Here is a 24913-nt window from a genome sequence, read left to right on the forward strand (position 1 = left end):
TGCCGGGCTCTGCCCGGCAAGGAAGCCCCGCGAAAGCGGGGCTTCTGCTTTTCCACCCGGACCGCTTGAACATGCCCATTATGGGCATTAATATGCCCAATATGGGCAACTCAATCACCGCCGCTACCGGGCCATTTCAGCGATCCACCCTGGCCGACGCCCTTTTCACCCAGACCCAGCAACGCATTCTGGGCCTGATCTTCGGACAGCCCAATCGGGACTTCGCTGTTTCAGAACTGATTACTGCCACTGGCAGTGGCTCCGGCGCCGTCCAGCGCGAACTTGCCAAGCTGACCGCTGCCGGTCTACTCAGCATCCGTCGCTCAGGAAACCAGAAACGCTATAAAGCCGATCCAGCCGCGCCCATCCATGACGAACTTGTCTCGATGATCCGGAAAACCGTCGGACTGGCTGGACCGCTTCAAGACGCGCTGCGTCCCCTCGCAGACAACATCCTTGCCGCGTTCGTCTACGGCTCGGTCGCCAAGCAAAGCGACACCGCACGAAGCGATATCGATCTGATGATCGTTTCCGACACATTGGGGTACGCAGACGTCATGCAGTGTCTTGAAACAGCACATCAGACACTAGCCCGCCCGATCAATCCAACCATCTATTCACGCCATGAATGGCGTACACGTATTCACGAAGAAAATTCCTTCTTGATGCGCGTGATGGCGCAGCCGAAAATCTGGGTGATCGGAGGCGAGCATGAACTCAGCGCTGCACAACCTGGCGGGACCAGGTAAGTCACTAAGCATCGAACCACCGGACACGCGCGAGTCTGACGGACTACTACGCTCTGGCAAGGCACGTCTTCTGGATGCGCGTCGCACGGATCTCTCTTTGGAGAGTCGTTTCGATCTGGCCTACTACGCAGCTCACGCGCTATGGCTGGCCGCATTGCGCCGGCAGGGTTTTCGACCGGCGCACCGCTATCTCGTGTTCCAGCTCCTTCCGCACACACTCGGGCTGGGGCCCGAGGTCTGGCGCGTTCTCGACAAATGCCATCAGCAGCGCAACATCGCAGAGTACGAGGGGCACCTCGAAGTGACCGAGCGGCTGGTACTAGATCTGATCACGGCTTGTGACGCGGTGCGGTCCGCACTGGAATGAAGAGAATGGCGGTGCAAACACAGGCTACTTCTAAGCCGCTGTTTCGCTTTAAGGGGTTCGAAGTCAATTTGAACTCAAAACGAAACGCTCGTTTCGAAATGGTTGGACTGCCGTGATCGATGTTCGAGTCAAGACAGCCGAGGACATCGGGAAGATCATTCGTCAGGTTCGGCGGAACCAAGGCATCCGTCAGGACGATCTCGCCGCGTATATCAATTCCAGTCATGTGTTCATGAGGGATGTTGAGCGCGGTAAGCCGTCCGTGCAGCTCGGAAGGGTACTGCACGCGCTCGATGAGCTTGGAATCAAGGTGTCCCTGCACGTACCTGATGATTTCATGGCTCCGAAGCCCAAGCGGCCGAAGTACTGATGCCTGGGTGTTGAGCTACAGCCTTTTGCATGTTTTCATCAGTGGGCACCGCAATCGCGGCAGAACAACACAGGCAAGGAGGCCATATGGCTGGCAGGAATTTCGGGCTTACCAACATCTATCTGAAGTTGGGGCTGGGCATGATGCTGTTGGGGGCGTTGATCTTCGCGCTGGGGCTGCTGCTGGGCCCGCGCATGGGCCAGTTTCCCTGGCTGGCCAACATCGCCATGGTGCTGATTCCCGGTGGCGTAGTGGTCTATGTGATCGGCCGCATCGCCAAGGCCATTACCGGAATGCGTTCAAACCCCTGACCGACCGCCCTGACTATCCACCCGGCCGGATTTCGGCGATGCTCGTCCCATCACAGGGGGCGACATGGACAACAAGGACAGGGACAGCATCATCGGTGACGTACCCGCGACCGGGCAGCTGGACGGCACGGTTGCCGTCGCCGGCGAGGTCACGCCCACCGACTGGTCGGTCATGCCGGTGGTCAAGGGCAGCGAAGATTCGGTGGTGATGGAGTTGTGGCGGTTGCTGAAGCAGGAGCCGGCACTGATCGTCAGCGCGGGGTACGTGCTGCTGTCGCTGCTCGGCCTGTGGTCGAGTTACTTCTTCTACCTGCGCTTCAATCTGTCGATCCTGGACTACCTGCAGATCAGCGACTTCCTGGTCGCCGGCCTGCGCGACCCCATGTATGCGGGGATCCTGGCGGGCGGCATCTTCCTGGCGGTGGTACTGGGCTGGCCGGATACACTGCGGCGACGCAATCCGGCCAGGGTGGAAGCGCTGCGCGCGCGGCACTGGGGGTGGCGGATACTGTTCTCAAAGTCGCCGCTGACCAGTTGGGACACCTCGGGCATGCGGCCGTTGACCGGCCTGACCATCGCCGTGGTGTTCTTCATGGCCATCGGTGCGGCCCAGTATTCGATGAAGAAGGCCGAGGACATCCGCGACAACGGCGCGGGTGCCACGGTCACCGTACACCTCAACGGCGATGCAGGACCCCTCAAGGAGCAGGCGCGCCTGCTCGGCAGCAGCAGCGCCTTTGTGTTCCTGTGGTGGCCGCAGCAGCGCCGCGCCGAAGCGCTGCCTATCTCGGCGATCAAACGCCTGCAGTCGGTAGTGCTGCCGGCAAAGCCGGTCGCCGCGCCTCCGGTCAGCGCATCTCGAACGAAGACTGCAGCGGGATAGTCACGTTGCGCAGCGTGTCGCGCGCGTTGATCGCCACCGTCCAGGTGCCTTTCGGATCACCGGCTTCAGCCGTGAACTTCACGCCCACCGTGGACAGGTAGACCAGCTTGGGATCGGTCTCCAGCGGGGTGACGAAGCAGGGCAGGTCACGCTCGTCGCCGCTCAGGCTCCCGTCGGGCTTGCTGATGCGCAGGTCGCAGCGCACCTGGGTCATGCCCTGCGCGTCCAGCTTCGGATTGGACAGGAACGAGAGGATGTAGAGCGAGCCGCCTTCCTTGACCTCGGTGGCCAGGTCGAAGCGCGGCGCCACCTCGGGCGGGCTCTCCCACTTCTGCTGCCAGTCCGGATCGGCGGTGATCACCAGCGAGGCGGAAAAGCCGTCGCTTGTTTGGGAGGCAGAAGCCCCTGGCAGGGCAGTGCCCGGTGCATTCCCCGGCGCTGATTGGGCCAGTGCCGACAGCGGTGACAGCAGGGCTGCGAAGGCGAGTGTGTGTGCGAATTTCATGAAGCGGATTCCCCCGGTAGCCGCGTCCTGCGGTGATGTCTGGAGTATCGCCGATTCGAGCCATGGGGCGTCAACGGGGGTAACCAGGCGGCGCTTGAGTGCGGCCTTTCGGCGATAGGCGAAATGAACTTCCCATTCCCGGGTTGCGCATGCAGGGTAGGCGCTTCTGGGGCCAATCATCGATCTTTGGAGAATGACAATGGCAATTCCCGTGCTGGGCGAAATGAGGCCCGCTCTGTGTCACCGGGATGGAAGGGTAACCGCGACCTTCGTGTACAAAGATGTCCCTTTTCGAGACGGTCGGGGCATGGTGTGTGACGTGCTGGTAGGCGAATGTGATGTGTGCTGTGACGCGATTGTCATTCCTGCGCAGTCCACGCCGAAGATTGCTGAGGCTCGTAGAAGCGTTGAGTAAGTTCTGGCTCGATTGCGGCATGGACTTGATTGCCTCGTACCAAAGATGCTGTCTACCGAGGTTCGCATATCATTCGGAGCACTCGGCTGGTCCCCTTTCATGCGTGCTATTCGAAAATTTCCCGTGCCGCAATCGAGAAGAACTCATGCGCCAGTTCGGAGTCCGAGCTCGACCGGAGCAGGAATGCAGCAGGCAGGCCTTCCAGCACGGCGAAGAAGGGCTGGTTAATCGTTACCGTAAGCCCACTGGATAGCCTGATTAGCTCTTCTTCATCCAATTGTCGAGAGAATATCTGCTCGCCGCTGCTGCTCTCTGCGATGACCTCTGCCGAGTGCAGGGCAGTCTCCTGCGTTGGGTGGAAAATCAGAGCGATCTCCATGTTTCGCTTATAGATCAGTTCCTTTTCCCAATCCTCATCAGGAAGCTGTATATGTGATGGATCCGGCTCGCCAAATGACAGCGCACTTCGGTGTACGGCCCGCCTTGAAAAACTGAGGCCTGCATATCTTTCGTAGTCGCGAAGGCTGCGGCTTCCGCCGAGACCGTAGGGAGTAGTTGATAGATCAGATGAGGATGGGGAAAGCTCCAGAAGCTGCAGCGCGCGTAGCAGCGACGCCGAAGTCATGTCATTGGCGGATTTTTCGATCTTGCCCTGCGTCCGCAGTTCATCTGTGAGGTCATCCCAGACTTCGGGGGCCTCTGAAGCATAGTCGTGCCAGAGAACCGGGATATGCGGGTGAAACGGGTCGAATCCGTGCGTGAAGGCCCTTGCGCTCAGTACGATCTCCTCGGTCGAGAAGAAGTGGTCCGGATCCTGTGCAACTTCCTGGATGAAGCACCCGTCCGAGAAAACAAAGCCGCCGCTCATGAATCGCGCTCTGAGTGGAGAGGTGAATTCGTGGTCCGGCGGCAGGGTCGTTGCGCGGAAGCGGACGATTCCTGGGGCAGCAAAGGTATCAACAAGCATCACGCCTGTCGATTTCTGGCTGCCATGCGGGTGCGTCTTTGGATGAAACGAGGGCGGGTATCCAGTCAGAAGAGGCTTGGACGATACCTTGCGAAGTTCCTCCAGCATCCTGACAAGCATGGCATCCCACCCGGAGATGAATCGATGATGGGAGTCGATCTGCAGGTTGTAAGCCTCTCCATTGAAACGCTGCTGTGCAACGAAACGTGCCCAGCCCGCTCCTTGAGCCTGCTCGAAGGGTACATCCACAAGCTCGATCTGCGCACCTTTTCTCGCCAGATGATGTGTAACAGAGCCTTCGATGTTGACTGTTGAGGCAAGGTCAAACCCTGATGCAATGATCGCGGAAATACGTTCGTCATCGCCGTGCTGCCAGCAGACAACTGCGCGAATGTTGGTGGGGGTCGCTGCTTGGTCAATCAAGCTGACCAGGGTGGAGGCCAGGTCTGGATCTCTGTAGCTTGGGATCTGGACGAAAATATCGTTGGCAGAGGTCATGCGTAGATCATGCTTCAGCCTGGATCACTTCTTTTGCGACGGAGTGCGCATTTGCGAAGAGCGCCTGGATCACTTCGGAGTTATACGAGAGTGTGTCATGTCTCATCTGTCTGAAGCTTCTCGTCACTGGAGGATTGTCCAGGCGCAAGGAGATCGGCAATGAAAACTAGATTGGTTGGTGGGCTGCTGGTTGGTACTGGGCTTGCCTTGGGCAGCGCAGAAGCGATCGCGCAGAACAGCGTGGACTTTCAGGGGCGTAGGTACACCTGCGAGAACAGGTGCGTCATTACGGTTAACGGCAACAACTGGAGCGTTACTGACTCCATGGGAGGAAGGGTGTCATGGCGGATTCTTCCGACATATCCACACTGCGACCATGAAGACTGCTACAGGCCTTGATGGGGTGCGTGAATGAGTAGTCAAGGCTCTTCTAAATGAGCGTTTCACTGAAGATGGCTCCGCTTCTGTCGATCTTGGCGCTGTTCTGTGCATGCAGCGGTTCTGGTCAACTGGATGAACTGGGTAGGGAGCAAGCGCAAGGAGTGCCCTCCGCCGGTGGGTTCCCTCCATTGGATGGGAACGGGGCGGCTCGTGATCGTGGACATTCCGTCCGGAAGGAAAGCCGCGGCGGCACCATAGCGCAGGGCCTGATGCGGGAACCCTCCGGCCTTCTTGCCACCGAATCGACGTTGGTTGCGGACCAGGGTGTGTCTGCGCAGGTCGCAACGGATCTGCTCTCATCGCCTGAGCTACTCGCCAAGGCTGTTCAGAAGATGGAGCGCGACGCTTCTGGAAGCCCTGAGGCTCAGGATCTGGCCAAGCATTACCGCAGCGCCATCTCACGCGCGGTCGGGTCCGATGGCGCAGTCGAGAATTTTGCTTGTGGGCTGAGTGTGTGTGCCGGTTCGGTGAGGTCTCGACTGGACGTCGATCAGGATGCATGGGTATCGCGTTTGAACGATGACAAGTCGGCGCTAACGTATAGCTACGTTGATACGGCTGAGAGAGTAGGTGGGTTCAATGAAATCCGGTTCGTCTTTTCGACGGATCCAGCGCTGAATGCAATCGTGACGCCCGCTGAATTGTGATCAGAGACGAGTTTCGAGCTGGTTGCGTCAGTAGATTGGTCGTGCCAATCGAAGCTTGTATATCATTTGGAACATTCGATTGGTCATAGGCGTTCGCATCGGCCAAGCTGTGCTCTGGAGACTGAAATCTCCGCGAACGAGTTGAAGTTGGATAGTTATGCGTCGGGAGGGTGGCGCAATAGAACACCCCCGGGGAATACGCCGCTCCGTATCGTTTGCACGGATTTCAGCCTCCCGACTCCCTCGCCATTCCGGCGAGGGACATCTTCCGTTGGAGGTGGCATATGCATGTTTCCAAGGTTGTTGCGCCCATTGGCGCGTCTGGTGGGCATGGTTTGTATTGGATCAGGCCGGTCAGTCTGAAGATCCGCGCGCTGTATGACTGGCGTTCCGGGGCGAAGGGGGAGGAGTTGTGTGTTCCTTCGCTGTTCCTGCGTGGCATGTGGATGAGCATGGCCGGGTTGGAGGTTGGGAGCCGGGTGGTTGTGTCGATTGGGCCGGGCCGCGTGTTGCTGACGTTGGCGCATGCGCCTGTTGGGGCGGAGTCGCGGTTTGCTTCCCGGCGGACGGTGCTGCATGCGCTGGCGATGCGGCGGAAGTCGAATGCGGTGCTGGGAGAGGCGGCGTAGTGGGGGTCTGAAACGACGACGGGGTGCCGGGTTTGCCGACACCCCGTGTTGTGGGGAGATGCGAAAGCCTGATTCGATTTGGGTCCATGCGTTAAAGAGCGTGGACGGCTTATCGGCGGTTGTTTGGGAACCAACCCTACCGGGCAGCAGCCTTCTTTGTGGCCTTCCTGGCGGTCTTCTTTGCTGCCTTCTTCGTGGCAGTCTTCCTGGTAGCGGCTTTCTTCGTCGCAGCTTTCTTGGTCGTCTTTTTTGCTGCCTTCTTCGTGGCCTTCTTTGCGACCTTTTTTGTGGCCGCTTTCTTTGTCGTCTTCTTCGCGGCCTTCTTGGTCGCCTTCTTCGCAGTTTTCTTTGCAGTGGACTTCTTCGCCGCCTTTTTGGTGGCCGCTTTCTTCGCAGGTGCCTTCTTCCCGCCACCGTCCTGCTTGTTCACGGTGGCCCAAGCGATGCGCTCTGCGGCCTCTTCACTGCGACCTTCCGCCTTCTCGCTTTTCTCGATATGGGCGGCCTGGCGCTTCTGCTTGTCGGTGTAGCTGGATTTGTCTCCACGGGGCATGCGGGTGTCTCCTCAGGCAAGGGTGCGGACCTTGGGTTCGCGGGCCCATTGGCGGGTGGCGGCGGCGGCGAGGAAGGCCTTGGCATCTTCGGCTTCCACTACGCCGCTGTCCTTGCCCACGCGGGCGGTCTTGAGCAGCAGCTGGGCGCCTTCGTCGGCGGCAATCGCCTTCAGGTGCGCCCAGGCATCTGCGGCGAAGTCGATCGCGGCCGATTCCTTGGACAGCTGCTTGGCGGCGTCTGCGCTGAGCACTATCGCCACGGCATCGAACACCACCGACGGCGTGCCAGCGAGCTGGCCGTCCGCTGGCTGCAGCTTTCCGTCGCTGAGCTTGCCGCCGCCCACCTTGGGGGCGACCAGCTTGACCGTGGCGCCCGCTTTCTCAGCGGCCTTGCGCAGGTTGGCGATCAGCCCCGCGTCCGAACCTTCGTCGAACAGGATGCCTACGCAACGCCCTTTCAACAGGTCCTTGGTGCGGCCGATGATCCGCACTTCCGGCGCCTTGGGCATGTCCTTGGCCGGCGTGGCGGTGGGAGCAGGGTCGGGCAGGGCAGGCAGGGCCAGGCCATCCGCCACGCGCTTGGCCAGCGACTCGTCGATGTTGCGCAGGTGGCTCACGGTGCGCTCGCGCACGGCGGCGGTTTCCACCTTGGAGAGTTCGAATACCAGCGCTGACGCAAGGTGGGCCTGCTCCGGCGCCTCCAGGCTGCGGAAGAACATGCGCGCCTGGCTGTAATGGTCGGCGAAGCTGGCCGCACGCACGCGGCCCTTGCGGCCGTCGTCGGCCGGGGTGGCGTGGCTGGGGAAGCCATCCGCGGTTTCGCGCGGGCTGTCGCCCTGCAGCGAACTGGGGTCGTAGGCGACCCGACCCTTGGGAATGTTCATCTGCATGTGGCCGTCGCGCTGGTGGTTGGCGAACGGGCACTTCGGGGCGTTGACCGGGATCTGGTGGAAGTTGGGCCCGCCCAGGCGGCTGAGCTGTGTGTCCAGGTAGGAGAACAGGCGGCCCTGCAGCAGCGGGTCGTTGCTGAAGTCGATGCCCGGCGGGACGTTCGCCGGGCAGTAGGCGACCTGCTCGGTTTCAGCGAAGAAGTTGTCCGGCCAGCGGTCCAGCACCATGCGGCCGATCACGGTCAGCGGCACCAGCGATTCGGGGATGATCTTGGTCGAGTCCAGATGATCGAACGGGAAGCCTTCCGCCTCCTCCTCGGTGAACAGCTGCACGGCCAGTTCCCACTCCGGGAAGTCCCCACCGGTGATCGCCTCGAACAGGTCGCGGCGGTGGAAGTCGTTGTCGGCGCCCTGCAGCTTCACTGCCTCGTCCCACACCGTGGACTGGATGCCCAGCTTCGGGCGCCAGTGGAATTTGACGAAGGTAGACTCACCCGCATCGTTGAGCAGGCGGAAGCTGTGGATGCCAAAGCCTTCGATCATGCGTAGCGAGCGTGGAATGGCGCGGTCGCTCATCGCCCACATCACCATGTGCATCGACTCGGGCATCAGCGAGATGAAGTCCCAGAAGGTGTCATGCGCGCTGGCGGCCTGCGGGAAGGCGCGGTCCGGCTCCATCTTCACCGCATGGATCAGGTCGGGGAACTTGATCGCGTCCTGGATGAAGAACACCGGAATGTTGTTGCCGACCAGGTCCCAGTTGCCTTCGCGGGTGTAGAACTTCACCGCGAAGCCGCGCACGTCGCGCGGGGTGTCCACCGAGCCGGCGCCGCCGGCCACGGTGGAGAAGCGGGTGAATACCGGGGTGCGCACGCCCACTTCGGTCAGCACGCGGGCGCGGGTGTAGTCCTGAAGCGAGCGGGTCAGTTCGAAGTAGCCGTGTGCGGCGCTGCCACGGGCGTGCACGATGCGCTCGGGAATGCGCTCGTGGTCGAAGTGGGTGATCTTCTCGCGCAGGATGAAGTCTTCGAGCAGGGTCGGTCCGCGCGGGGTGTCGCGCAGCGAGTTCTGGTTGTCGGCAACCGGAATGCCCTGGTTGGTGGTCAGCGCCGGGTGCGTGCCACCGGCGCGCTGGTGCAGTTCGTCGCCCTCTCCACGGAGGTCGGCGGGCGGGGCGGATTTGCTGCGGGGCTTGCTGGTGGCCATCTGGCGCTCCGGGCTGGCGGGGGTCAATGCCCAACACTGGCGATGCGCGCGTTAATCGCCGGTCGCCGAACCGGGCGCTGCCTGCACCTGTGCTTCACATGGACGCGCGCGCTCGCCGGATCGGCCGCGCGGGGTATCCTTACGGAGAACTCCTCCTCACTCCGCCCCGCATGCGCGTTGAACCTGCCGACATCGAAGCCCTGTTCGATGCCATTCCCGACGTGCTGTTCTTCATGAAGGACCGCGAGGGGCGCTATACGCACATCAACCAGACCATGCTGCGGCGGCTGGGCCTGAAGTCGCGCAAGGAGGTGATCGGGCGCACGGCGGCGGAAATCTACCCAACCGGGCTGGGCGCCGATTACGCCACCCAAGACGCGCAGGTGCTGGCCGGCAAGGTCATCGAGAACCTGATGGAGCTGCACCTGTTCGCCAACCGCGAGCCGGGCTGGTGCCTGACCTGCAAGCGACCGCTGCTGGTGGAAGGCGAGATCCGTGGGCTGATCGGCATTTCCCGCGACCTCGGCCAGAAGGACAGCCTGGGCACCCAGTACGAACAGTTGCGGTTGGCGCTGGCGCACCTGAACGCGCATTACGCCGAGAACGTGCGCATGCAGACCCTGCTGGACATCACCGGGTTCTCGCTGTCCAAGCTCGAGCGCACCTTCCGCAAGGTGTTCCAGATGACCCCGCAGCAGGTGCTGACCCGCCTGCGGATCCAGATGGCGGTGCACCTGCTGCACGGCAGCGACACCATCGCCAGCATCGGCCAGGCCTGCGGCTTCACCGACCAGAGTGCGTTCACCCGCAAGTTCAAGGCCGAGGTCGGCGTCTCGCCCCGCGCCTACCGCGCCCAGGTAACCGGCCGCGCCGAAGCCTGAAGGGGCGCCGGTTCCCGCGTAGCGACACGCCATGCGTGTCCCCGACCAACCCGGCCACATCCATGACGCACAGCAGGATGCCTGCGACAGCCCGGAAAGGGTATCGTGTCGCACCTGTTGCCCGCCTTCGACACCGATGCCCGCACCCCAGACCTCGGCCACGCCCGTTTCGCCCCCCAACACCCGCCTCGAGCACGCGCTCAAGCCCCGCCAGCTGATCATGATGGGGCTGGGCAGCGCCATTGGCGCCGGCCTGTTCCTGGGCTCCGGGGTGGGCGTGCAGGCCGCCGGCCCCGCCGTGTTGCTGTCCTACCTGGTCGCCGGCGCGCTGGTGATCATCGTGATGAATGCGCTGGGCGAAATGGCCGCGGCCAAGCCGACCAGCGGTGCGTTCTCGGTCAATGCCGCCGACGCCATGGGCGCCACCGCCGGCGCCACCGTGGGGTGGTTGTGGTGGGTGCAGCTGGTGATCGTGATTGCCGCCGAAGCGGTGGGTGCGGCCGGCCTGCTGGCCACGGTATGGCCGGTGATACCGGTGCCGATGGCGGCGCTGGCGTTCATGCTGGTCTTCACTGCGATCAACCTGCTCGGAGTGAAGAACTTCGGTGAGTTCGAATTCTGGTTCGCCATCCTGAAGGTGGTGGCGATCATCGGCTTCATCCTGATCGGTGTGGCCTTGCTGATGGGCTGGCTGCCGAACGTGACCTCGCCTGGCCTGAGCAACTTCACCGCGCATGGCGGTTTCGCCCCCAACGGCCTGGCCGGGATCGGCGCGGCGCTGCTGGTGGTGGTGTTCGCCTTCGGCGGCACCGAGATCGTGGCGGTGGCCGCGGCGGAAACCCAGGACCCGGAGCGCAGCATCGCGCGCGCCATCCGTACCGTGGCCTGGCGCATCCTGGTGTTCTACATCGGCTCGCTGACCGTGATCATCGCGGTGGTGCCGTGGAACAGCGAGTCGCTGAAGTCCCCGTTCGCGGCGGTGCTGGAAGTAGCCAACATCCCGGGCGCGGCGGCGGCGATCACCCTGATCGCGGTCATCGCGCTGCTGTCGGCCTTGAACGCCAACCTCTATGGCGCCTCGCGCATGATGTATTCGCTGGCCCGGCGCCGCGAAGCGCCGGCAGTGCTGGGCTGGACCGACCCGCGCCAGGTACCGATCGTGGCCGTGCTGGCCAGCGTGCTGTTCGGCTTCGCCGCCACCATCATGGAGCTGCTGTTCCCCGACCAGGTGCTGCCGGTGCTGCTGAACATCGTCGGCTCCACCTGCCTGCTGGTGTGGACCATGGCGCTGCTGTCGCAGCTGATCCTGCGCCACCGCGCCAACCGCGACGGCACCCGGTTGCCGTTCCGCATGGCGGGCTATCCGTACCTCACGGTGGCCGCGCTGTGCATCCTGGCGCTGATCTTCGGCCTGCTGCTCTCTGAAGAACACACCCGCCTGCAGTTCCTGTCGATGGCGACGTTGACGGCGGTGATTGCCGCGAGCAGTGAGATTGCGCGGCGGGTGCGGCGGAGCCGCGGGGATTGCTGACGCGGGTCTGTGAGACGAAACGCTGAAACGATACGGCCCGCGAAAGCGGGCCGTAGGCATTTGGCGGGATGTCTGTAACGTTACCGGTCTTCCGGGCCGCTGCGGGCGACGGGCTGCGACGCTGATCGCGCACCCTCCGCCGCCAACGGCATGGCGTGCGGCCCGCCCGAACCGATCTGCGTCGGCTTGATTGGCGCTGCGCGTGGGATCTTCATGCTGGTGTCATCGATGAAATAGCTGCGGCCGCGCGGAAGACCATGTGCGGCGCTTTCGGTCGGCTCGGGCGCCGGGTTGGCGAGGCGCACCAGACCACGGCGTCCGAAGAGTTCGGAAACGTGCTCGTTGGCGACGCTGCTGGGGGCAGCGGTGGAGGCAGGACGTGCGGCGTGTGTTTCTAGCGCACGATTGGCGGCGGAAGATCCGGTTACGGGTGGGGCGGGTAGGGTATTGACCATGAACATCTGCTCGGTGCGACGGGGACCGTCAAGCGTGGCGTCACGGGCCGCGCGACGCCTTCAGCTTTCCATCGCAGGTGACCTGGTCCACCGGTGGGCCAGGTCACCGTCAATGTGGAACTCAGAGGTTGGATGCACCGCCGTTGGCCATGCGGGACTCGCGAAGGATGCTGGCAGTCAAGGCGCTGCGCTCGCTCGCCGCTGCGCGTTCCTGCGGCTTGGGGTCGGAGAGTGAACGGAACAACGCCGCCTCGCGATGCGGTGCCAGCGCTTCGTCGAGTTGTTTTGTGAGCGCCGGAATGTCCTCGTTGCGGATGCTGCCCGGGGTGACGGAACCGGCAACTACGCGTGCGCGCTCGGCGGATACGCGGGTAGCTTCGGGCGTTCTGGTCGAGGGCACGGATGCAGCCCAGGAAGAGGAGGTTGTATTCACCATGGTAGTCAGCTCAATGCGGTTGGAGCATTGAGTGTGATTGTCGTTGGCGTGTGAGGCTTCAAGCTTTTGATCGTGCTGGTGCGACGTGCTTCGGTTGGGCGCCTTCGATGAGGGTCCATGCCTTACCGGGTGTTGCAGGGATATCGGCGGTCGATTGGGATGCGACCCTACCGCCCGTGTCCGTTTGCCGATGCGCGATCGGTTGCCCCAAAACAAACGGCCCACTTGCGCGGGCCGTTGTCGTTTCCAGCGTTGAGGTCTCAGACCTCCACGCCCTCGTCTTCCTTGTACGCGTCGATCGGGATGCAGGCGCACATCACGTTCTTGTCGCCGTACACGTTGTCCACGCGCGCCACCGGCGGCCAGTACTTCTGCTGGCGCAGGCTGGCCAGCGGGAAGGCGGCCAGTTCGCGCGGGTAGGCGTGGCCCCACTCGCTGCCGGACACAGCAGTGGCGGTGTGCGGCGCGTGCTTGAGCGGGTTGTCTTCGCGGTCCAGGCGGCCGTCTTCGATCGCGGCGATTTCTTCGCGGATCTGGATCATCGCGTTGATGAAGCGGTCCAGCTCGTGCAGCGATTCGCTTTCGGTCGGTTCCACCATCAGCGTGCCGGCGACCGGGAAGCTCAGGGTCGGGGCGTGGAAGCCGAAGTCGATCAGGCGCTTGGCGACGTCTTCGGCGACCACGCCGGAGGTCTTCTCCAGCGGACGTACGTCGAGAATGCACTCATGCGCCACCAGCCCGTTGCGACCGGTGTACAGGGTCTTGTAGTACGGGGCCAGGCGCTTTGCGATGTAGTTGGCGTTGAGCAGGGCGACCTGGGTCGCCTTGCGCAGGCCGGCGCTGCCCATCAGGGTGATGTACATCCAGCTGATCGGCAGGATCGAGGCGCTGCCGAAGCTGGCCGCGCTGACCATGCCGACGTCGCCTTCGCCGCCCAGCACCTTCGGCAGGAACGGAGCCAGATGCGACTTCACCGCACACGGGCCGACGCCCGGGCCGCCACCGCCGTGCGGAATGCAGAAGGTCTTGTGCAGGTTCAGGTGCGACACGTCCGAGCCCCACTTGCCGGGCTTGGCCACGCCGACCAGGGCGTTCATGTTGGCGCCGTCGGTGTACACCTGGCCACCGTGCTTGTGCACGATTTCGCAGATCTCGATGATCTCTTCCTCGAACACGCCATGCGTGGACGGGTAGGTGACCATCAGCGCGGCGAGGCGGTCGCTGTACTTCTCCGCGTTGATGCGGATGTCTTCCACGTCGACGTTGCCGTTGGCGTCGGTCTTGGTCACCACTACCTTCATGCCGCACATCTGTGCGGAGGCCGGGTTGGTGCCGTGCGCCGAGTCCGGGATCAGGCAGATGTCGCGGTGCGCTTCACCGCGCGAGCGGTGGTAGGCGCGGATCGCCAGCAGGCCGGCATACTCGCCCTGCGCGCCGGAATTCGGCTGCAGGCTCACCGCGTCGTAACCGGTGCATTCCACCAGCATCGCTTCCAGCCCGTCGATCAGCTGGGTGTAGCCGGTGGCCTGGTCGGCCGGGGCCAGCGGGTGGATGTTGGCGAACTCCGGCCAGGTCACCGGGATCATTTCGGCGGTGGCGTTGAGCTTCATGGTGCAGCTGCCCAGCGGGATCATGGTGCGATCCATCGCCAGGTCCTTGTCGGCCAGCGAGCGCAGGTAACGCAGCAGCTCGTGTTCGCTGTGGTGGGTGTTGAACACCGGGTGGGTCAGAAACGCACTGGTGCGCACCAGGCCCGGCGGCAGCGCGTCGGCGGTGGCGGCGTCGAGCGCGTCCACATCAACGGTGGCGCCGAACAGCTGGCCCAGCGCGACGATGTCGGCGCGGGTGGTGGTTTCATCCAGGCTGATGCCGACGGCTTCGCTGTCGATCGCGCGCAGGTTGATGCGGGCGGCGGCGGCCTTGGCGTGGATCGCCTTGGCGTCGATGTCCTTGACGTGCAGGGTGTCGAAGAAGTGCTCGCCCACGTTGACCCCTGCTGCGCGCAGCGCGGCGGCCAGGATCGCGGCCAGGCGGTGGGTGCGGCGGGCGATGCGGGTCAGGCCGTCCGGGCCGTGGTACACGGCGTACATCGAGGCCATCACCGCCAGAAGCACCTGTGCGGTGCAGATATTGGAGGTGGCCTTCTCGCGGCGGATGTGCTGCTCGCGGGTCTGCAGGGTGAGGCGGTACGCCGCATTGCCCTGGGCGTCGATGGAGACGCCGATCAGGCGGCCAGGCATCGAGCGCTTGTAGGCGTCGCGGCAGGCCATGAAGGCGGCATGCGGGCCACCGAAGCCGAACGGCACGCCGAAGCGCTGGCTGTTGCCGACCACGATGTCCGCGCCCCATTCGCCGGGGGCGGCGATCAGGGTCAGGGCCAGCAGGTCGGTGGCCACGGCCACCAGGCCGCCGCGCGCGTGCACGGCGTCGGCCAGGGCCTTGTAGTCGCCCACGTGGCCGAAGGTGTCCGGATACTGCAGCAGCACGCCGTAGGAGTCGGCTTCCAGCGCTTCAGCCGGGGTGCCCACGCGCAGCACGATGCCCAGCGGCTCGGCGCGGGTGCGCAGCAGTTCCAGCGTCTGCGGGTGCACGGCGTCATGCACGAAGAAGGTGTCGGACTTGCTCTTGGCCGAACGCTTGGCCAGGGTCATCGCTTCGGCGGCGGCGGTGGCTTCGTCCAGCAGCGAGGCGTTGGCGATCTCCATGCCGGTCAGGTCGGCGCACAGGGTCTGGAAGTTGATCAGCGCTTCCATGCGGCCCTGCGAGATCTCGGCCTGGTACGGGGTGTACGCGGTGTACCACGCCGGGTTTTCCAGCACGTTGCGCAGGATCACGTTCGGGGTGTGGGTGCCGTAGTAGCCCTGGCCGATGAAGGTGCGGAACACCTGGTTCTTGTCGGCAATGGCGCGGATCTTGGCCAATGCTTCCACTTCGGTCAGCGAGTCGGGCAGGGCCAGCGGGGCCGGCGACTTGATCCCGGCCGGCACGATGGCGTCGGTCAGGGCGTCCAGCGAGGCGTGGCCGACCACGTCGAGCATCTGCGCGATTTCGGCGTCGTTCGGGCCGATGTGGCGTTCGACGAACGCGTTGTGGTGTTCAAGCTCGCGCAGGGAGGGGGTGTTCTGGGACATGGCTGGCATCCAAAAGAGTGGGCACGCACGTTCGGAAGCCCTGGGGCCGGGCGTGTCGAAAACGACAACGAACCACCGGACCTCGCGGTCTTCCTGGGTGCCCCTCTGTCCTTTTGCCTGAGAGTTTGGAAGTACGCATCTGCGCGCTTCGTGCCCCTTCGGCGCCGGCACTGGCCGGTCTCTCCAGAGTTTTGGTGCGGGTGGTATCGGGCCTGAGCGATTACGGGCGTTGCGCCTTCGGCAGCGGGCGCTGGACAACGCGCCGCTTCTCCCACCATGTAGCCCGGCGATTATAGCCCAGCGACCCGGCCCGCAGCGGCCGTCCAGCACCTGAACAGGGGGCGCGGACAGGGCCGTAACCGGCGCCCGGGCATGGTGCCAGGCAGGCGGACGGCCTATCATGGCCGGATCCTCGTATTCATCAGGCGCCACCGCGTTGCGGCCGGGCGCCCCGCGTGCGTTCGCGCACGCCGCTGACGGAAGCCCCGATGACCGCCGCCTCGCCCTCCACCCGCCGTTTGGCCCTGCTGCTTGCCGGCCTGGCCATGTTCGGTCCGTTCTCGATCGACACCATCTTCCCGGCGTTCCTGCTGCTCGGCGAGCGCATGCAGGTCGACCAGGTGGCGGTGCAGCAGACCGTGAGCGTGTACCTGCTGTTCTACGGCCTGATGAGCCTGGCGCATGGTCCGCTGTCGGACGCGTTCGGACGTCGCCGGGTGATCCTGGGCGGGCTGGTGCTGTTCATTGCGGCGTCCATCGGCTGCGCGCTGTCGCGCGACCTGACCACCCTGCTGGTGTTCCGCGCGCTGCAGGGCGTGACCGCCGGCGTCGGCGTGATCGTGGGCCGTGCGGTGATCCGCGACCTGTACCACGGTGCCGACGCGCAGCGGCTGATGAGCCAGGTCTCGATGATCTTCGGCATCGCCCCGGCGATCGCGCCGATCATCGGCGGCTGGATCCTGCTCGGCGGCGGCGATTGGCCCCTGATCTTCTGGTTCCTGGTGGCGTTCGCGCTGGTGCTGCTGGTGGCCACCGGCAGGTGGCTGCCGGAAACCCACCCGGTGGAAGCGCGCACGCCGCTGTCCACCGGCACGCTGCTGCGCAGCTACCTGCAGATGGGCACCAATCCGCGCCTGCTGCGGCTGGCCGCGGCTGGTGCCTTCAACTTCTCCGGCATCTTCCTGTACATCGCCTCGGCGCCGGTGTTCGTGATGCAGCACCTGCAGTTGGGGCAGGGCGGATTTGCCTGGCTGTTCATTCCCACCATCGGTGGCATGACCATGGGCTCGTTCCTGTCCGGACGCATGGCCGGGCGGATCACCGCGCAGCGCCAGGTAGGCATCGGCTTCAGCCTGTGCGCGGTGTCGGCGCTGGTCAACCTGGCCTATGTGCTGGCAGTGGGGCAGATCGCGCTGCCGTGGGCGGTGCTGCCGATCTTCATCGGTGGCGTGGGCATGGCGCTGATCTTCCCGATCCTGGCGCTGGCGGTGCTGGACATGTACCCGCACCAGCGCGGCCTGGCCTCGTCCATGCAGATGTTCATCCAGCTGATGATCAACACCGTGGTGGCCGGCGCGGTCTCGCCGCTGCTCAGCGGCACGCCGCTGCACCTGGCGCTGGGCTACGCCGGCTTCTTTGCCATCGGCGCCAGCTTCTGGTTCTGGGAACGCCGCTGTGAACGCCGACGCGAGGCGGCGGCAAGCCTGGCCTGAGCCCCCCGTGCGCTATTCTGTCCCCATTGATGCAGTCCGGAAGTCCCCCTGATGTCGACCACCTCCAAACTGCGCCGTGACCTGCGCCGGCGCCGCGAAATCGAAGAAGCCAACCGAGAAAAGGCGCATGCCTCGCCGGTGGAACCGCATGCCGAACTGCGCGACCAGCAGCGCACGCTGCTGGCCGGCGTGGTCCGCCGCGACGGTGAGTGGGTGCTGGGCATGGACGGCCGCATCGCCGGCCAGACCCCCAGCGCGGCCCGCGTGCTGGCGCTGATCATGCAGGCTGCCGAACTGCACGAACGCCAGGGCACGCCCGTGCGCCTGGTGTATTCGGATGCATTGAAGGACGCCGCACACGCCGAAGCCAAGGCCGAAGGCAAGGATTTCGACCAGTTCAAGACCGAACTCGCGGCCTCCCTGAAGCCGAAGTCCTGACACACGCGTACCGGTGGTTCAGCCACGCAGGGCGTGGCTCTACCGTCGTATTGGGGTAGAGCCACGCCCTGCGTGGCTGCGTAACCCCCAAAGAAAAAGCCGGCCTTTCAGCCGGCTTTTTCCATCTTACGGCGCCTTCGGCGCAGCGGCTGCCGCACCCGGCGGCTGCCACCCGCACATCTGCCCCTGGTTCTGCTGCTTCAGCCACTCGTTGACCGGCGTGAAGTATTCAATCATCGGGCCGGCATCGAGCTTGTCGCCGCCGGTGATCTCCTTCAACGTCGCCTGCCACGGCTGGCTGGCACCCTTGCTCAGCATCGCCCAGAACTTCTGCCCGGCTTCCTTGTTGCCGTAGAAGCTGCACTGGTGCAGCGGCCCCTTGTAACCAGCCGCGTCGCACAGGCCCTTGTAGAACTGGAACTGCAGGATGCGCGCCAGGAAGTAGCGCGTGTACGGAGTGTTGCCCGGCACGTGGTACTTCGCGCCCGGGTCGAAGAACTCCTCGCCACGCGCGCTGGCCGGGGCCACGCCCTGGTATTTGGCCTTCAGGTCCCACCACGCCTTGTTGTAGTTGTCCGGGGTGATCGAACCGTCGAACACGCCCCAGCGCCAGCGGTCGATCATCAGCCCGAACGGCAGGAACGACACGCCGCTCAGCGCCATGCGCATCTGCGCATTGATGGTGGCTTCGCGGCTTTCCTGCGGCTTGTCGACCAGGCCGATCGAGTTCAGGTACTGCGGGGTCATCGCCAGCACGATGGTGTCGCCGATCGCTTCATGGAAGCCATCGTTGGCACCGCCCTGGAACAACGGCGGCAGCGGGTTGTAGGCCAGGTCGTAATAGATGTGGCCCAGCTCGTGGTAGATCGTGGTGAAGTTTTCTTCGTTCGGCTTGATGCACATCTTGGTGCGCACATCGCCGTCCATGTTCATGTCCCACGCGCTGGCATGGCAGACCACGTCGCGGTCCAGCGGCTTGATGAACTGGGTCTTGTCCCAGTACGACTTCGGCAGCGCCGGCATGCCCAACGACACGTAGAAGTCCTGCGCGCGTTCGGTCATCTGCTTGGCGGTGCGCAGTTCGGCTTCACGTTGCGCCTTGAACAGCGCTTCGACGTTGCCATTGCTGCTGCCGGCCTTGGCCAGCGCGCCGCTCAGGTTGGCCTGGTACTGCTTTTCCAGGGCTGCAGTGATATCCAGGCTGCCCGCACCCGGGTACGGCTCCAGCTGGTCCCACAGGTTGGACCAGTCCTGCTGCCACATGTTGCCGAGCAGGTGCGCGGCGATCAGGCCGCCTTCGGTTTCGGCCTTGTCCTTGCCATAGGTGCCGTCCAGCTTGGTACGCGCATAGCAATGCAGCTGCTCGTACATCGGCTTGACTTGCTCCCACAGGCGGTCGGTTTCCGGGCCGATCTGCTCGGCCGGCATGTCATAGCCGCTGCGCCACATCTGGCCGGCGTCGGCGAACCCCATTTCCTTGGCGCCTTCATTCACCAGGCCGACGAAGCGCTGGTAGTCGGCGCGCATCGGCTTGGTGGTGGCGTGCCAGCCCTGCCAGGCGTCGAGCTGCTTGTCGTAGTCGCGGCTGCTGGCCAGCACCTGCTCCAGGTCGCCGAGCTGGCGGCAGGTGGCCGGGTTGGCCTCGTCGGTGCAGTACTTGCCCGAGCCGTAGGCGCCTTCCATGCGGCTGGCGATGCGGGTGAGCTCGCCCAGCTTGGCCGGGTCGCGTGGGGCCGGCATGGCGGTCATCAGCTTGAGCAGGTGGATCTGGCGCTTGGTGTCCTCGCTCATCGGCTTGCCGTCGTACGTGCCGGCCTGGGCGATCCAACCATTGAGGATGGTCAGCCAGCGCTCGTTGGCCTTGGCCGCCACGCGCTCGGAATCGTCATTGATATAGGTCGAGGACAGCCACTGAGCCGAGGTCATTTCCGGGTACAGGGCCTTGTACTCGGCGTTGACGCGGGCAATGAACTGATCTGCGGTTTCGGTCGGCGCGGCGGTGCCGGCGGCCGGCGCATCGGCTGGGGACGGTTCCTTCTGACAGGCCGCCAGGGTCAGTGCGGCAGCACCGACAGCCAGGGCCAGCAGGAGCGGGCGGTGGTTCACGGGGACATCCTTGGGTGGTGACAGACCGGCGAAGGCTAGTGGGGCCGTCGCCGCACCGCAAGGGCCACAGGTCCCGGGCCTACCGTGGCAGGCAGCGCCGGCGGACCAGCAGGTACAGCAGCAGTGACACCGTCCAGCAGGTCGCCAGCGTCCACAGGTCATGCGAGAGGAAATGGGCGCCGCGCAGTTGCTGGGACACCCCGAAGATGCCGCCGGCGGCCAGGCCTACCGCGAGTCCGCGCCAGCGCCAGGCCGGGTGCACCAGCAGCGCCAGGAAGTACAGGCTGACCCACGCATAGCCTGCGCTGGAATGGCCGCCGGGGAAGCACGCACCGCGCGGCATGCCCTGTGGCCGCGTTTCGAACAGGCCCACGAATTCGCGCAGGCCGCCGTATCGCGACAGATCCCATGGACAGTCCATGTGCGTGACCGACTTCAGCAGGGACACCGCGCCGGTGCCCAGCGCCACCGCCAGCACCAGGTACAGCAGCGGCCAGCGCCACGCTGCCGCCCGTTCGCTGCGCCAGGCATGGAAGCACAGCAGGATCGCGACCAGCGTGGCGGTAGCGCTGAGCCACTTGCCACCCTTGTGGATCAGCTGGCTGGTGAGCCAGGCGTTCTGCAGCAGCCAATGGTGGCCTTCGAGGCGATACACCTGGTCGGCCAGCCACTGGTCGCCACCGGCGCCCATCAGCAGGCCGCTGGCGGCCAGTACGGCCAGCAGCGGCCACGCGAGGTGGCGACGCAGGAACACGGACGTCGACGCGGGCGTGCTCGACGCGAAGGAAACGGACGAAGCGGGAACAGGAAGCATCAAGGCAAGGCCGGCGGGGAAACCGGCGCCATCGTCGTCAGCGGCGTGTCGGAGGGCGGTCGGAGCTTTGTTGCCCACGCGTTAACCGGCAGCACCGTGCCTCTGTGATTCAGTCGCCGTCGTCGACGCCAGCCCCTGCATCGCGTGGCAACGCGGCATGGCAGGCCGGATCCCACGCTGTGCCGGGCACGAGCCACCACTGATTGCGGTTGGAACTGCCGATCATCACCGCCTGGTCGCGCTTCACGCACGGGCTGATCGCCTGTTCCAGCACCAGCAGCCAGCGGTTGTGCGGTGCCAGCGCCAGCCACGGGCCGGCGTCATGCCATTGGTCGTCCCACGGCCGCTGGAAGCCGAAATCGGTCACCGGCCGGTCGGCCTGCAGCAGGTTCTGTTCGCGCCAGGCGAGTGCGCCGAGTTCCGCCTCCGGGCCAATGCGCTCACCGACCTGCTGCATCAACGCCGACGCGGAGCTGTACGGCCCCAGCGCAGGCATCAGGCCCCATCCGTGCAGGTTCCACAGCAGCAGCGCGGTGATGACCACCAGCGCGCCGGCGCGGCGCTGGCGCAGCCACGCCGCCAGCAGCAGCACCACCACGCCAAAGCCGAGCAGCCAGCCGCCCAGTACCGGCAGCAGTACGTCCGGCATGCCGCGCTTGGCCAGCTGCGCATGCGCCCACGCGCCATCGGCGAGCAACTCCGCGCCGATGCCGGTGGCGGCCACGCCCAGCACCAGCACATAGGCCAGCAGCAGCCAGCGCGTTCCCGCGCGGCGGAGAAGGCCGGGCAGCAGCGGCGCAGCGGCCACGCACAGCGCCGGCAGCATCGGGAAGATATAGACCTCGCGCTTGCCCGGGCTGGCGCTGAAGAACAGCAGCACCAGCAGCGACCAGCCCAGCAGCAGCCACCAGCGGCCATCGCCGCGGCGCAGCCGGCGCCACCAGCCCGGCAGCAGCGCGGGAAGCAGCAGGCTGCCCGGCAGCCACAGGGTGGCGATTACCTGCAGGTAATACCAGACCGGCTGCACGTGGTGCCACGCGTTGGCGTAGCGCGTGCCGGTCTGCTTGAACAACAGTTCGCGCGCGTAGCCCTGCAGCTCCGGCGACGGGTCGTTGAGCAGTGCGATGCCGAGCGGTCCCAGCCACACCGCCGTGCCGAGCAGGAAGGCGGGAATCAGCCACAGCAGCGCGCGGGCGCGGGGCAGGGCGGCGGCGCCGTGCGGTCGTCCTTTCCAGCGCCACAGCGCCCACGGCAGCAGCACCAGCAGGGGCAGGAAGCCGACGCCCTTGGTGACCGTGCCGAGCCCGGCGGCGAAGCCGGCCACCCACAGCAGGCGTTTGTCCGGACGTTCCAGCAGGTAGCGCAGCAACGCCCACAGCGACAGCGTGGTCAGCGCCACCAGCACCATGTCGATCTGCGCGCGCTTGGCCATCAGGCCGAACTGCAGGCAGCTGGCCAGCGCCAGCACCGCCCACCATGCCACGCGTCGGTTCCACAGGCGGCGGGCCAGGTCCCAGCTCAGCCACAGCGTGGCCAGCGCGGCCAGCAGCGAGGGCAGCAGGAAGGCCAGGTTCCAATGGCCGATCACCTTGTAGGTGGCCGCCTGCATCCACATGAACACCGGCGGCTTCTCTGCGTAGAGCTCGCTGCCCCGGTGCGGCAACAGCCACTGCCCGGTCTCGACCATGGCGCGCGCGGCCAGCACGAAGCGCGGCTCGTCTGGCGGGGTAGGCGCACGCAGGCCGATGCCGGCCGCCAATGCCAGCAGCAGGGCCAGCAGGGTCAACAGGCGCCAGTGATGGCGCAGCAGGGTCGTCGACAAGGGCGGCCGCTCGCAGGGAAAGGGGGGACTTTGGCCTATTTCATGTAGGAAATGTGTCGAATGGGTTGATTGCGACCTGATTCCGACAATCCAGCCGCTACCATGGGGCATTGCCCCCGAGTACCCGACGCATGCGGCTCCTGGTCATCGAAGACAACCGCCAGCTGGTCACCAACCTGTTCGAATACTTCGAAGCACGCGGACACGTGCTGGACGTGGCGCCCGACGGCATCACCGGCCTGCACCTGGCGACCACGCAGAACTACGACGCGCTGATCCTGGACTGGATGCTGCCGCGCATGGAAGGTCCGGAGGTGTTGCGTCGCCTGCGCCAGGAACATGGCTTGGAAGTACCGGTCATCATGCTGACCGCGCGCGACGAGCTGCCCGACAAGATCGCCGGGTTCCGCGCCGGTGCCGACGACTACCTGACCAAGCCGTTCGCGCTGCCGGAACTGGAGGTGCGGCTCGAAGCGCTGCACGTGCGCGCGCAGGGCCGCAACCCACGCAAGGTGCTGGAGGTGGACGACCTGGTGCTGGACCTGGCCACGCTGGAAGCGCAGCGCGCCGGCCAGGCGCTGCACCTGTACCCGGCCTGCCGCAAGCTGCTGGAAGTGCTGATGCGCGCCAGCCCGGGTGCGGTCACCCGCCAGCAGCTGGAGTTCGCGCTGTGGGGCGACGAACTGCCCGACGGCGACCTGTTGCGCTCGCATATCTATGAACTGCGCCGCAGCGTGGACGGCCCGTTCGCACGCAAGCTGATCCACACCCTGCCACGGGTCGGCTACCGTCTCGGTGCACCGGCTGCCGAAGGTCGCAATGAGCCTGCGTAAACCTGCACCGCTGCACCGGCGCCTGTTGTGGTGGCTGCTGGGCTACCTGGCCTTGATCTCGCTGGCGGTGTTCAGCGTGGGCAACTACGTGCACGAACATGCCGAACACTCGGCGTGGCGCGCGCTGCTGAACTCCGAACTGGACAGCATCGTCAGCCACATCGAACACGAACCGCACTACCGCTGGCAGGACTCGGACACCCTGCGTCTGTTCACCATCGACGACCGTCCCGAGGTGCCGGCGATCCTGCGCAGCCTGCACCCCGGGCTGCACGACGGCATCGACATCGACGGCCGTTCGGCCGCTGTCATGGTGCGCGACACCGAAAACCAAGGCCGCCTGGCGCTGGCGCTGGATATCAACGACTTCCACGAACTGGAAGAGTTCGCCACCCGCTGGGTGATGCTGGCCGGCGTGGTGATGATCTTCGTCACCGTGGTCATGGCCTCGTTCGGGGTCAGCCGCCTGGTCAGCCCGTTGCGTTCGCTGGCCCGCCACATCGATGGCCTCAAACCCGGCGTGCCGGGCCAGCGCGTCGATGTCGACCCGCGCGGCAGTTCCGAGCTGTACGTGATCGCCGCCGCGCTCAACGACTACCTGGCCCGCAACGAGCAGTTCGTCGAACGCGAACGGGTGTTCATCAGCACCACCAGCCACGAACTGCGAACGCCCATCGCCGTGATCACCGGCGCGGCCGAACTGGCGCTGGACCAACCGGGCGTACCCGACCGCGCACGCCATCAGATGCAGCGCGTGCACCGCACCGCGCAGGGCGTGGAGCAGCTGATCCAGCTGCTGCTGGTGCTGGCCCGCGACCCGGCACGCCTGGCCGCACTGAAAGAGCGCATCGCGCTCGACCAGCTGGTCCCGGAGATCATCGAAGACCACCGCCACCTGATGGGCGACAAGGACCTGCAGATCACCGTAAGCCACCTGGCGCGCGTGGACATCGTCGCGCCGCTCGGCGTGGTCCAGGCCGCCATCGGCAACCTGCTGCGCAACGCCATCGAAAACAGCGGTCGCGGCACCATCACCCTCAGCGTCTCCGAGCGCGGCGTGGTCACCCTGCAGGACCCGGGCGAGGGCATGAGCCCGGAAGAGATCGCCGCCGTATACGCACGCATGGCACGCGGCGACCGCAACGAACAGGGCGGCATCGGCCTGGAGCTGATCGCACGCCTGTGCGAACACCTCGGCTGGCTGCTGACCCTCGAACAGAGCCAGCCGCGCGGGACCCGCGTGATCCTCGACCTGGGTGCCTCGCTGCCCTGATGTCCGGTGAAGACAATGTTAAGCTCCAGAAGCGTCGCACCCTGCGACG

The 24913-nt window shown here is 65.1% G+C and carries 23 protein-coding genes and 1 riboswitch; of the genes, 13 read left to right on the plus strand and 10 right to left on the minus strand.

Annotation, left to right across the window (positions count from 1 at the left end; genetic code table 11):
- Positions 1–71: 71 nt before the first annotated feature.
- The 5 genes from C2U58_RS08380 (at position 72) to C2U58_RS08400 (ending at position 2680) form a co-directional block, all read left to right on the plus strand.
- Complete coding sequence (locus tag C2U58_RS08380) at positions 72–749, plus strand: transcriptional regulator (protein WP_253256685.1); 678 nt, start codon at positions 72–74, stop codon at positions 747–749.
- Complete coding sequence (locus C2U58_RS08385; protein ID WP_102945403.1) at positions 712–1116, plus strand: hypothetical protein; 405 nt, start codon at positions 712–714, stop codon at positions 1114–1116. The genes C2U58_RS08380 and C2U58_RS08385 overlap by 38 nt, the downstream gene beginning before the upstream one ends.
- Before the next feature lie 112 nt (positions 1117–1228).
- Complete coding sequence (locus tag C2U58_RS08390) at positions 1229–1486, plus strand: helix-turn-helix transcriptional regulator (RefSeq protein WP_102945404.1); 258 nt, start codon at positions 1229–1231, stop codon at positions 1484–1486.
- A gap of 86 nt (positions 1487–1572) precedes the next feature.
- Complete coding sequence (locus C2U58_RS08395) at positions 1573–1797, plus strand: hypothetical protein (protein WP_102945405.1); 225 nt, start codon at positions 1573–1575, stop codon at positions 1795–1797.
- Between the two features lie 64 nt (positions 1798–1861).
- Positions 1862–2680: a hypothetical protein gene (locus tag C2U58_RS08400; protein WP_102945406.1), complete on the plus strand. Its 819-nt coding sequence runs from the start codon at positions 1862–1864 to the stop codon at positions 2678–2680.
- On the opposite strand, the gene C2U58_RS08405 is transcribed toward C2U58_RS08400, so the two are convergent.
- Entirely contained in the window at positions 2646–3185 is a 540-nt protein-coding gene (locus C2U58_RS08405; RefSeq protein ID WP_146033434.1) for a hypothetical protein, read from the minus strand. The genes C2U58_RS08400 and C2U58_RS08405 overlap by 35 nt on opposite strands.
- 521 nt (positions 3186–3706) lie before the next feature.
- Entirely contained in the window at positions 3707–5065 is a 1359-nt protein-coding gene (locus C2U58_RS08415; RefSeq protein ID WP_102945408.1) for a GlcNAc-transferase family protein, read from the minus strand.
- A gap of 434 nt (positions 5066–5499) precedes the next feature.
- On the opposite strand from C2U58_RS08415, the gene C2U58_RS19835 reads away from it, so the two are divergent.
- Together C2U58_RS19835 and C2U58_RS08420 are read left to right on the plus strand one after the other, a co-directional pair.
- The gene (locus tag C2U58_RS19835; RefSeq protein WP_146033435.1) at positions 5500–6153 is read left to right on the plus strand and encodes a hypothetical protein; all 654 of its coding nucleotides are present in this window, start codon (positions 5500–5502) and stop codon (positions 6151–6153) included.
- 284 nt (positions 6154–6437) lie between these two features.
- Positions 6438–6782 carry a hypothetical protein gene (locus tag C2U58_RS08420; protein WP_146033436.1) on the plus strand — a complete coding sequence of 115 codons (345 nt, stop codon included), beginning with the start codon at positions 6438–6440 and terminating at the stop codon, positions 6780–6782.
- Between the two features lie 136 nt (positions 6783–6918).
- On the opposite strand, the gene C2U58_RS08425 is transcribed toward C2U58_RS08420, so the two are convergent.
- Positions 6919–7335: a hypothetical protein gene (locus C2U58_RS08425; RefSeq protein ID WP_102945410.1), complete on the minus strand. Its 417-nt coding sequence runs from the start codon at positions 7333–7335 to the stop codon at positions 6919–6921.
- 12 nt (positions 7336–7347) lie between these two features.
- Positions 7348–9432, minus strand: coding sequence for a catalase (locus C2U58_RS08430; protein WP_102945411.1), 2085 nt, complete (start codon positions 9430–9432; stop codon positions 7348–7350).
- A 170-nt stretch (positions 9433–9602) separates the two neighbouring features.
- Here C2U58_RS08430 and C2U58_RS08435 point away from each other — a divergent pair, with 170 nt between their 5' ends.
- Together C2U58_RS08435 and C2U58_RS08440 are read left to right on the plus strand one after the other, a co-directional pair.
- Positions 9603–10313 carry an AraC family transcriptional regulator gene (locus tag C2U58_RS08435; protein ID WP_102945412.1) on the plus strand — a complete coding sequence of 237 codons (711 nt, stop codon included), beginning with the start codon at positions 9603–9605 and terminating at the stop codon, positions 10311–10313.
- A 136-nt stretch (positions 10314–10449) separates the two neighbouring features.
- Positions 10450–11844: an amino acid permease gene (locus C2U58_RS08440; protein ID WP_102945413.1), complete on the plus strand. Its 1395-nt coding sequence runs from the start codon at positions 10450–10452 to the stop codon at positions 11842–11844.
- Between the two features lie 80 nt (positions 11845–11924).
- Here C2U58_RS08440 and C2U58_RS19840 read toward each other — a convergent pair whose 3' ends face one another.
- From C2U58_RS19840 to gcvP, 3 genes are all read right to left on the minus strand, one after another.
- Positions 11925–12299, minus strand: a complete 375-nt coding sequence (locus C2U58_RS19840) for a hypothetical protein (RefSeq protein ID WP_146033437.1) — start codon at positions 12297–12299, stop codon at positions 11925–11927.
- 121 nt (positions 12300–12420) lie between these two features.
- Complete coding sequence (locus tag C2U58_RS08450; protein ID WP_172448105.1) at positions 12421–12735, minus strand: hypothetical protein; 315 nt, start codon at positions 12733–12735, stop codon at positions 12421–12423.
- A 260-nt stretch (positions 12736–12995) separates the two neighbouring features.
- Positions 12996–15875, minus strand: coding sequence for an aminomethyl-transferring glycine dehydrogenase (gene gcvP, locus C2U58_RS08455; RefSeq protein WP_172448106.1), 2880 nt, complete (start codon positions 15873–15875; stop codon positions 12996–12998).
- An 86-nt stretch (positions 15876–15961) separates the two neighbouring features.
- Positions 15962–16063, minus strand: a riboswitch (glycine riboswitch).
- Between the two features lie 291 nt (positions 16064–16354).
- On the opposite strand from gcvP, the gene C2U58_RS08460 reads away from it, so the two are divergent.
- Both C2U58_RS08460 and C2U58_RS08465 read left to right on the plus strand, forming a co-directional pair.
- Positions 16355–17578 (plus strand): multidrug effflux MFS transporter, encoded by a 1224-nt coding sequence (locus tag C2U58_RS08460; RefSeq protein ID WP_102945474.1) that lies wholly within the window; start codon positions 16355–16357, stop codon positions 17576–17578.
- A 51-nt stretch (positions 17579–17629) separates the two neighbouring features.
- The gene (locus C2U58_RS08465; protein ID WP_102945417.1) at positions 17630–18016 is read left to right on the plus strand and encodes a hypothetical protein; all 387 of its coding nucleotides are present in this window, start codon (positions 17630–17632) and stop codon (positions 18014–18016) included.
- A 126-nt stretch (positions 18017–18142) separates the two neighbouring features.
- On the opposite strand, the gene C2U58_RS08470 is transcribed toward C2U58_RS08465, so the two are convergent.
- The 3 genes from C2U58_RS08470 to C2U58_RS08480 all read right to left on the minus strand — a co-directional run bounded on the left by C2U58_RS08470 (position 18143) and on the right by C2U58_RS08480 (position 22758).
- Positions 18143–20122, minus strand: coding sequence for a M2 family metallopeptidase (locus C2U58_RS08470; protein ID WP_102945418.1), 1980 nt, complete (start codon positions 20120–20122; stop codon positions 18143–18145).
- A gap of 79 nt (positions 20123–20201) precedes the next feature.
- Positions 20202–20813, minus strand: coding sequence for a phosphatase PAP2 family protein (locus C2U58_RS08475; RefSeq protein ID WP_253256693.1), 612 nt, complete (start codon positions 20811–20813; stop codon positions 20202–20204).
- Positions 20814–21045: 232 nt separating this feature from the next.
- Positions 21046–22758 (minus strand): glycosyltransferase family 39 protein, encoded by a 1713-nt coding sequence (locus C2U58_RS08480; RefSeq protein WP_253256686.1) that lies wholly within the window; start codon positions 22756–22758, stop codon positions 21046–21048.
- A gap of 131 nt (positions 22759–22889) precedes the next feature.
- Here C2U58_RS08480 and C2U58_RS08485 point away from each other — a divergent pair, with 131 nt between their 5' ends.
- Positions 22890–23591, plus strand: a complete 702-nt coding sequence (locus C2U58_RS08485) for a response regulator transcription factor (RefSeq protein ID WP_102945421.1) — start codon at positions 22890–22892, stop codon at positions 23589–23591.
- A complete protein-coding gene (locus C2U58_RS08490; protein ID WP_102945475.1) occupies positions 23578–24864 on the plus strand; it encodes a HAMP domain-containing sensor histidine kinase in 1287 nt (428 codons plus the stop codon). Before C2U58_RS08485 ends, C2U58_RS08490 begins: the two co-directional genes overlap by 14 nt.
- Positions 24865–24913: the final 49 nt, after the last annotated feature.

The sequence above is a fragment of the Stenotrophomonas sp. VV52 genome (assembly GCF_002893095.1).
Lineage (GTDB): Bacteria > Pseudomonadota > Gammaproteobacteria > Xanthomonadales > Xanthomonadaceae > Stenotrophomonas > Stenotrophomonas aracearum.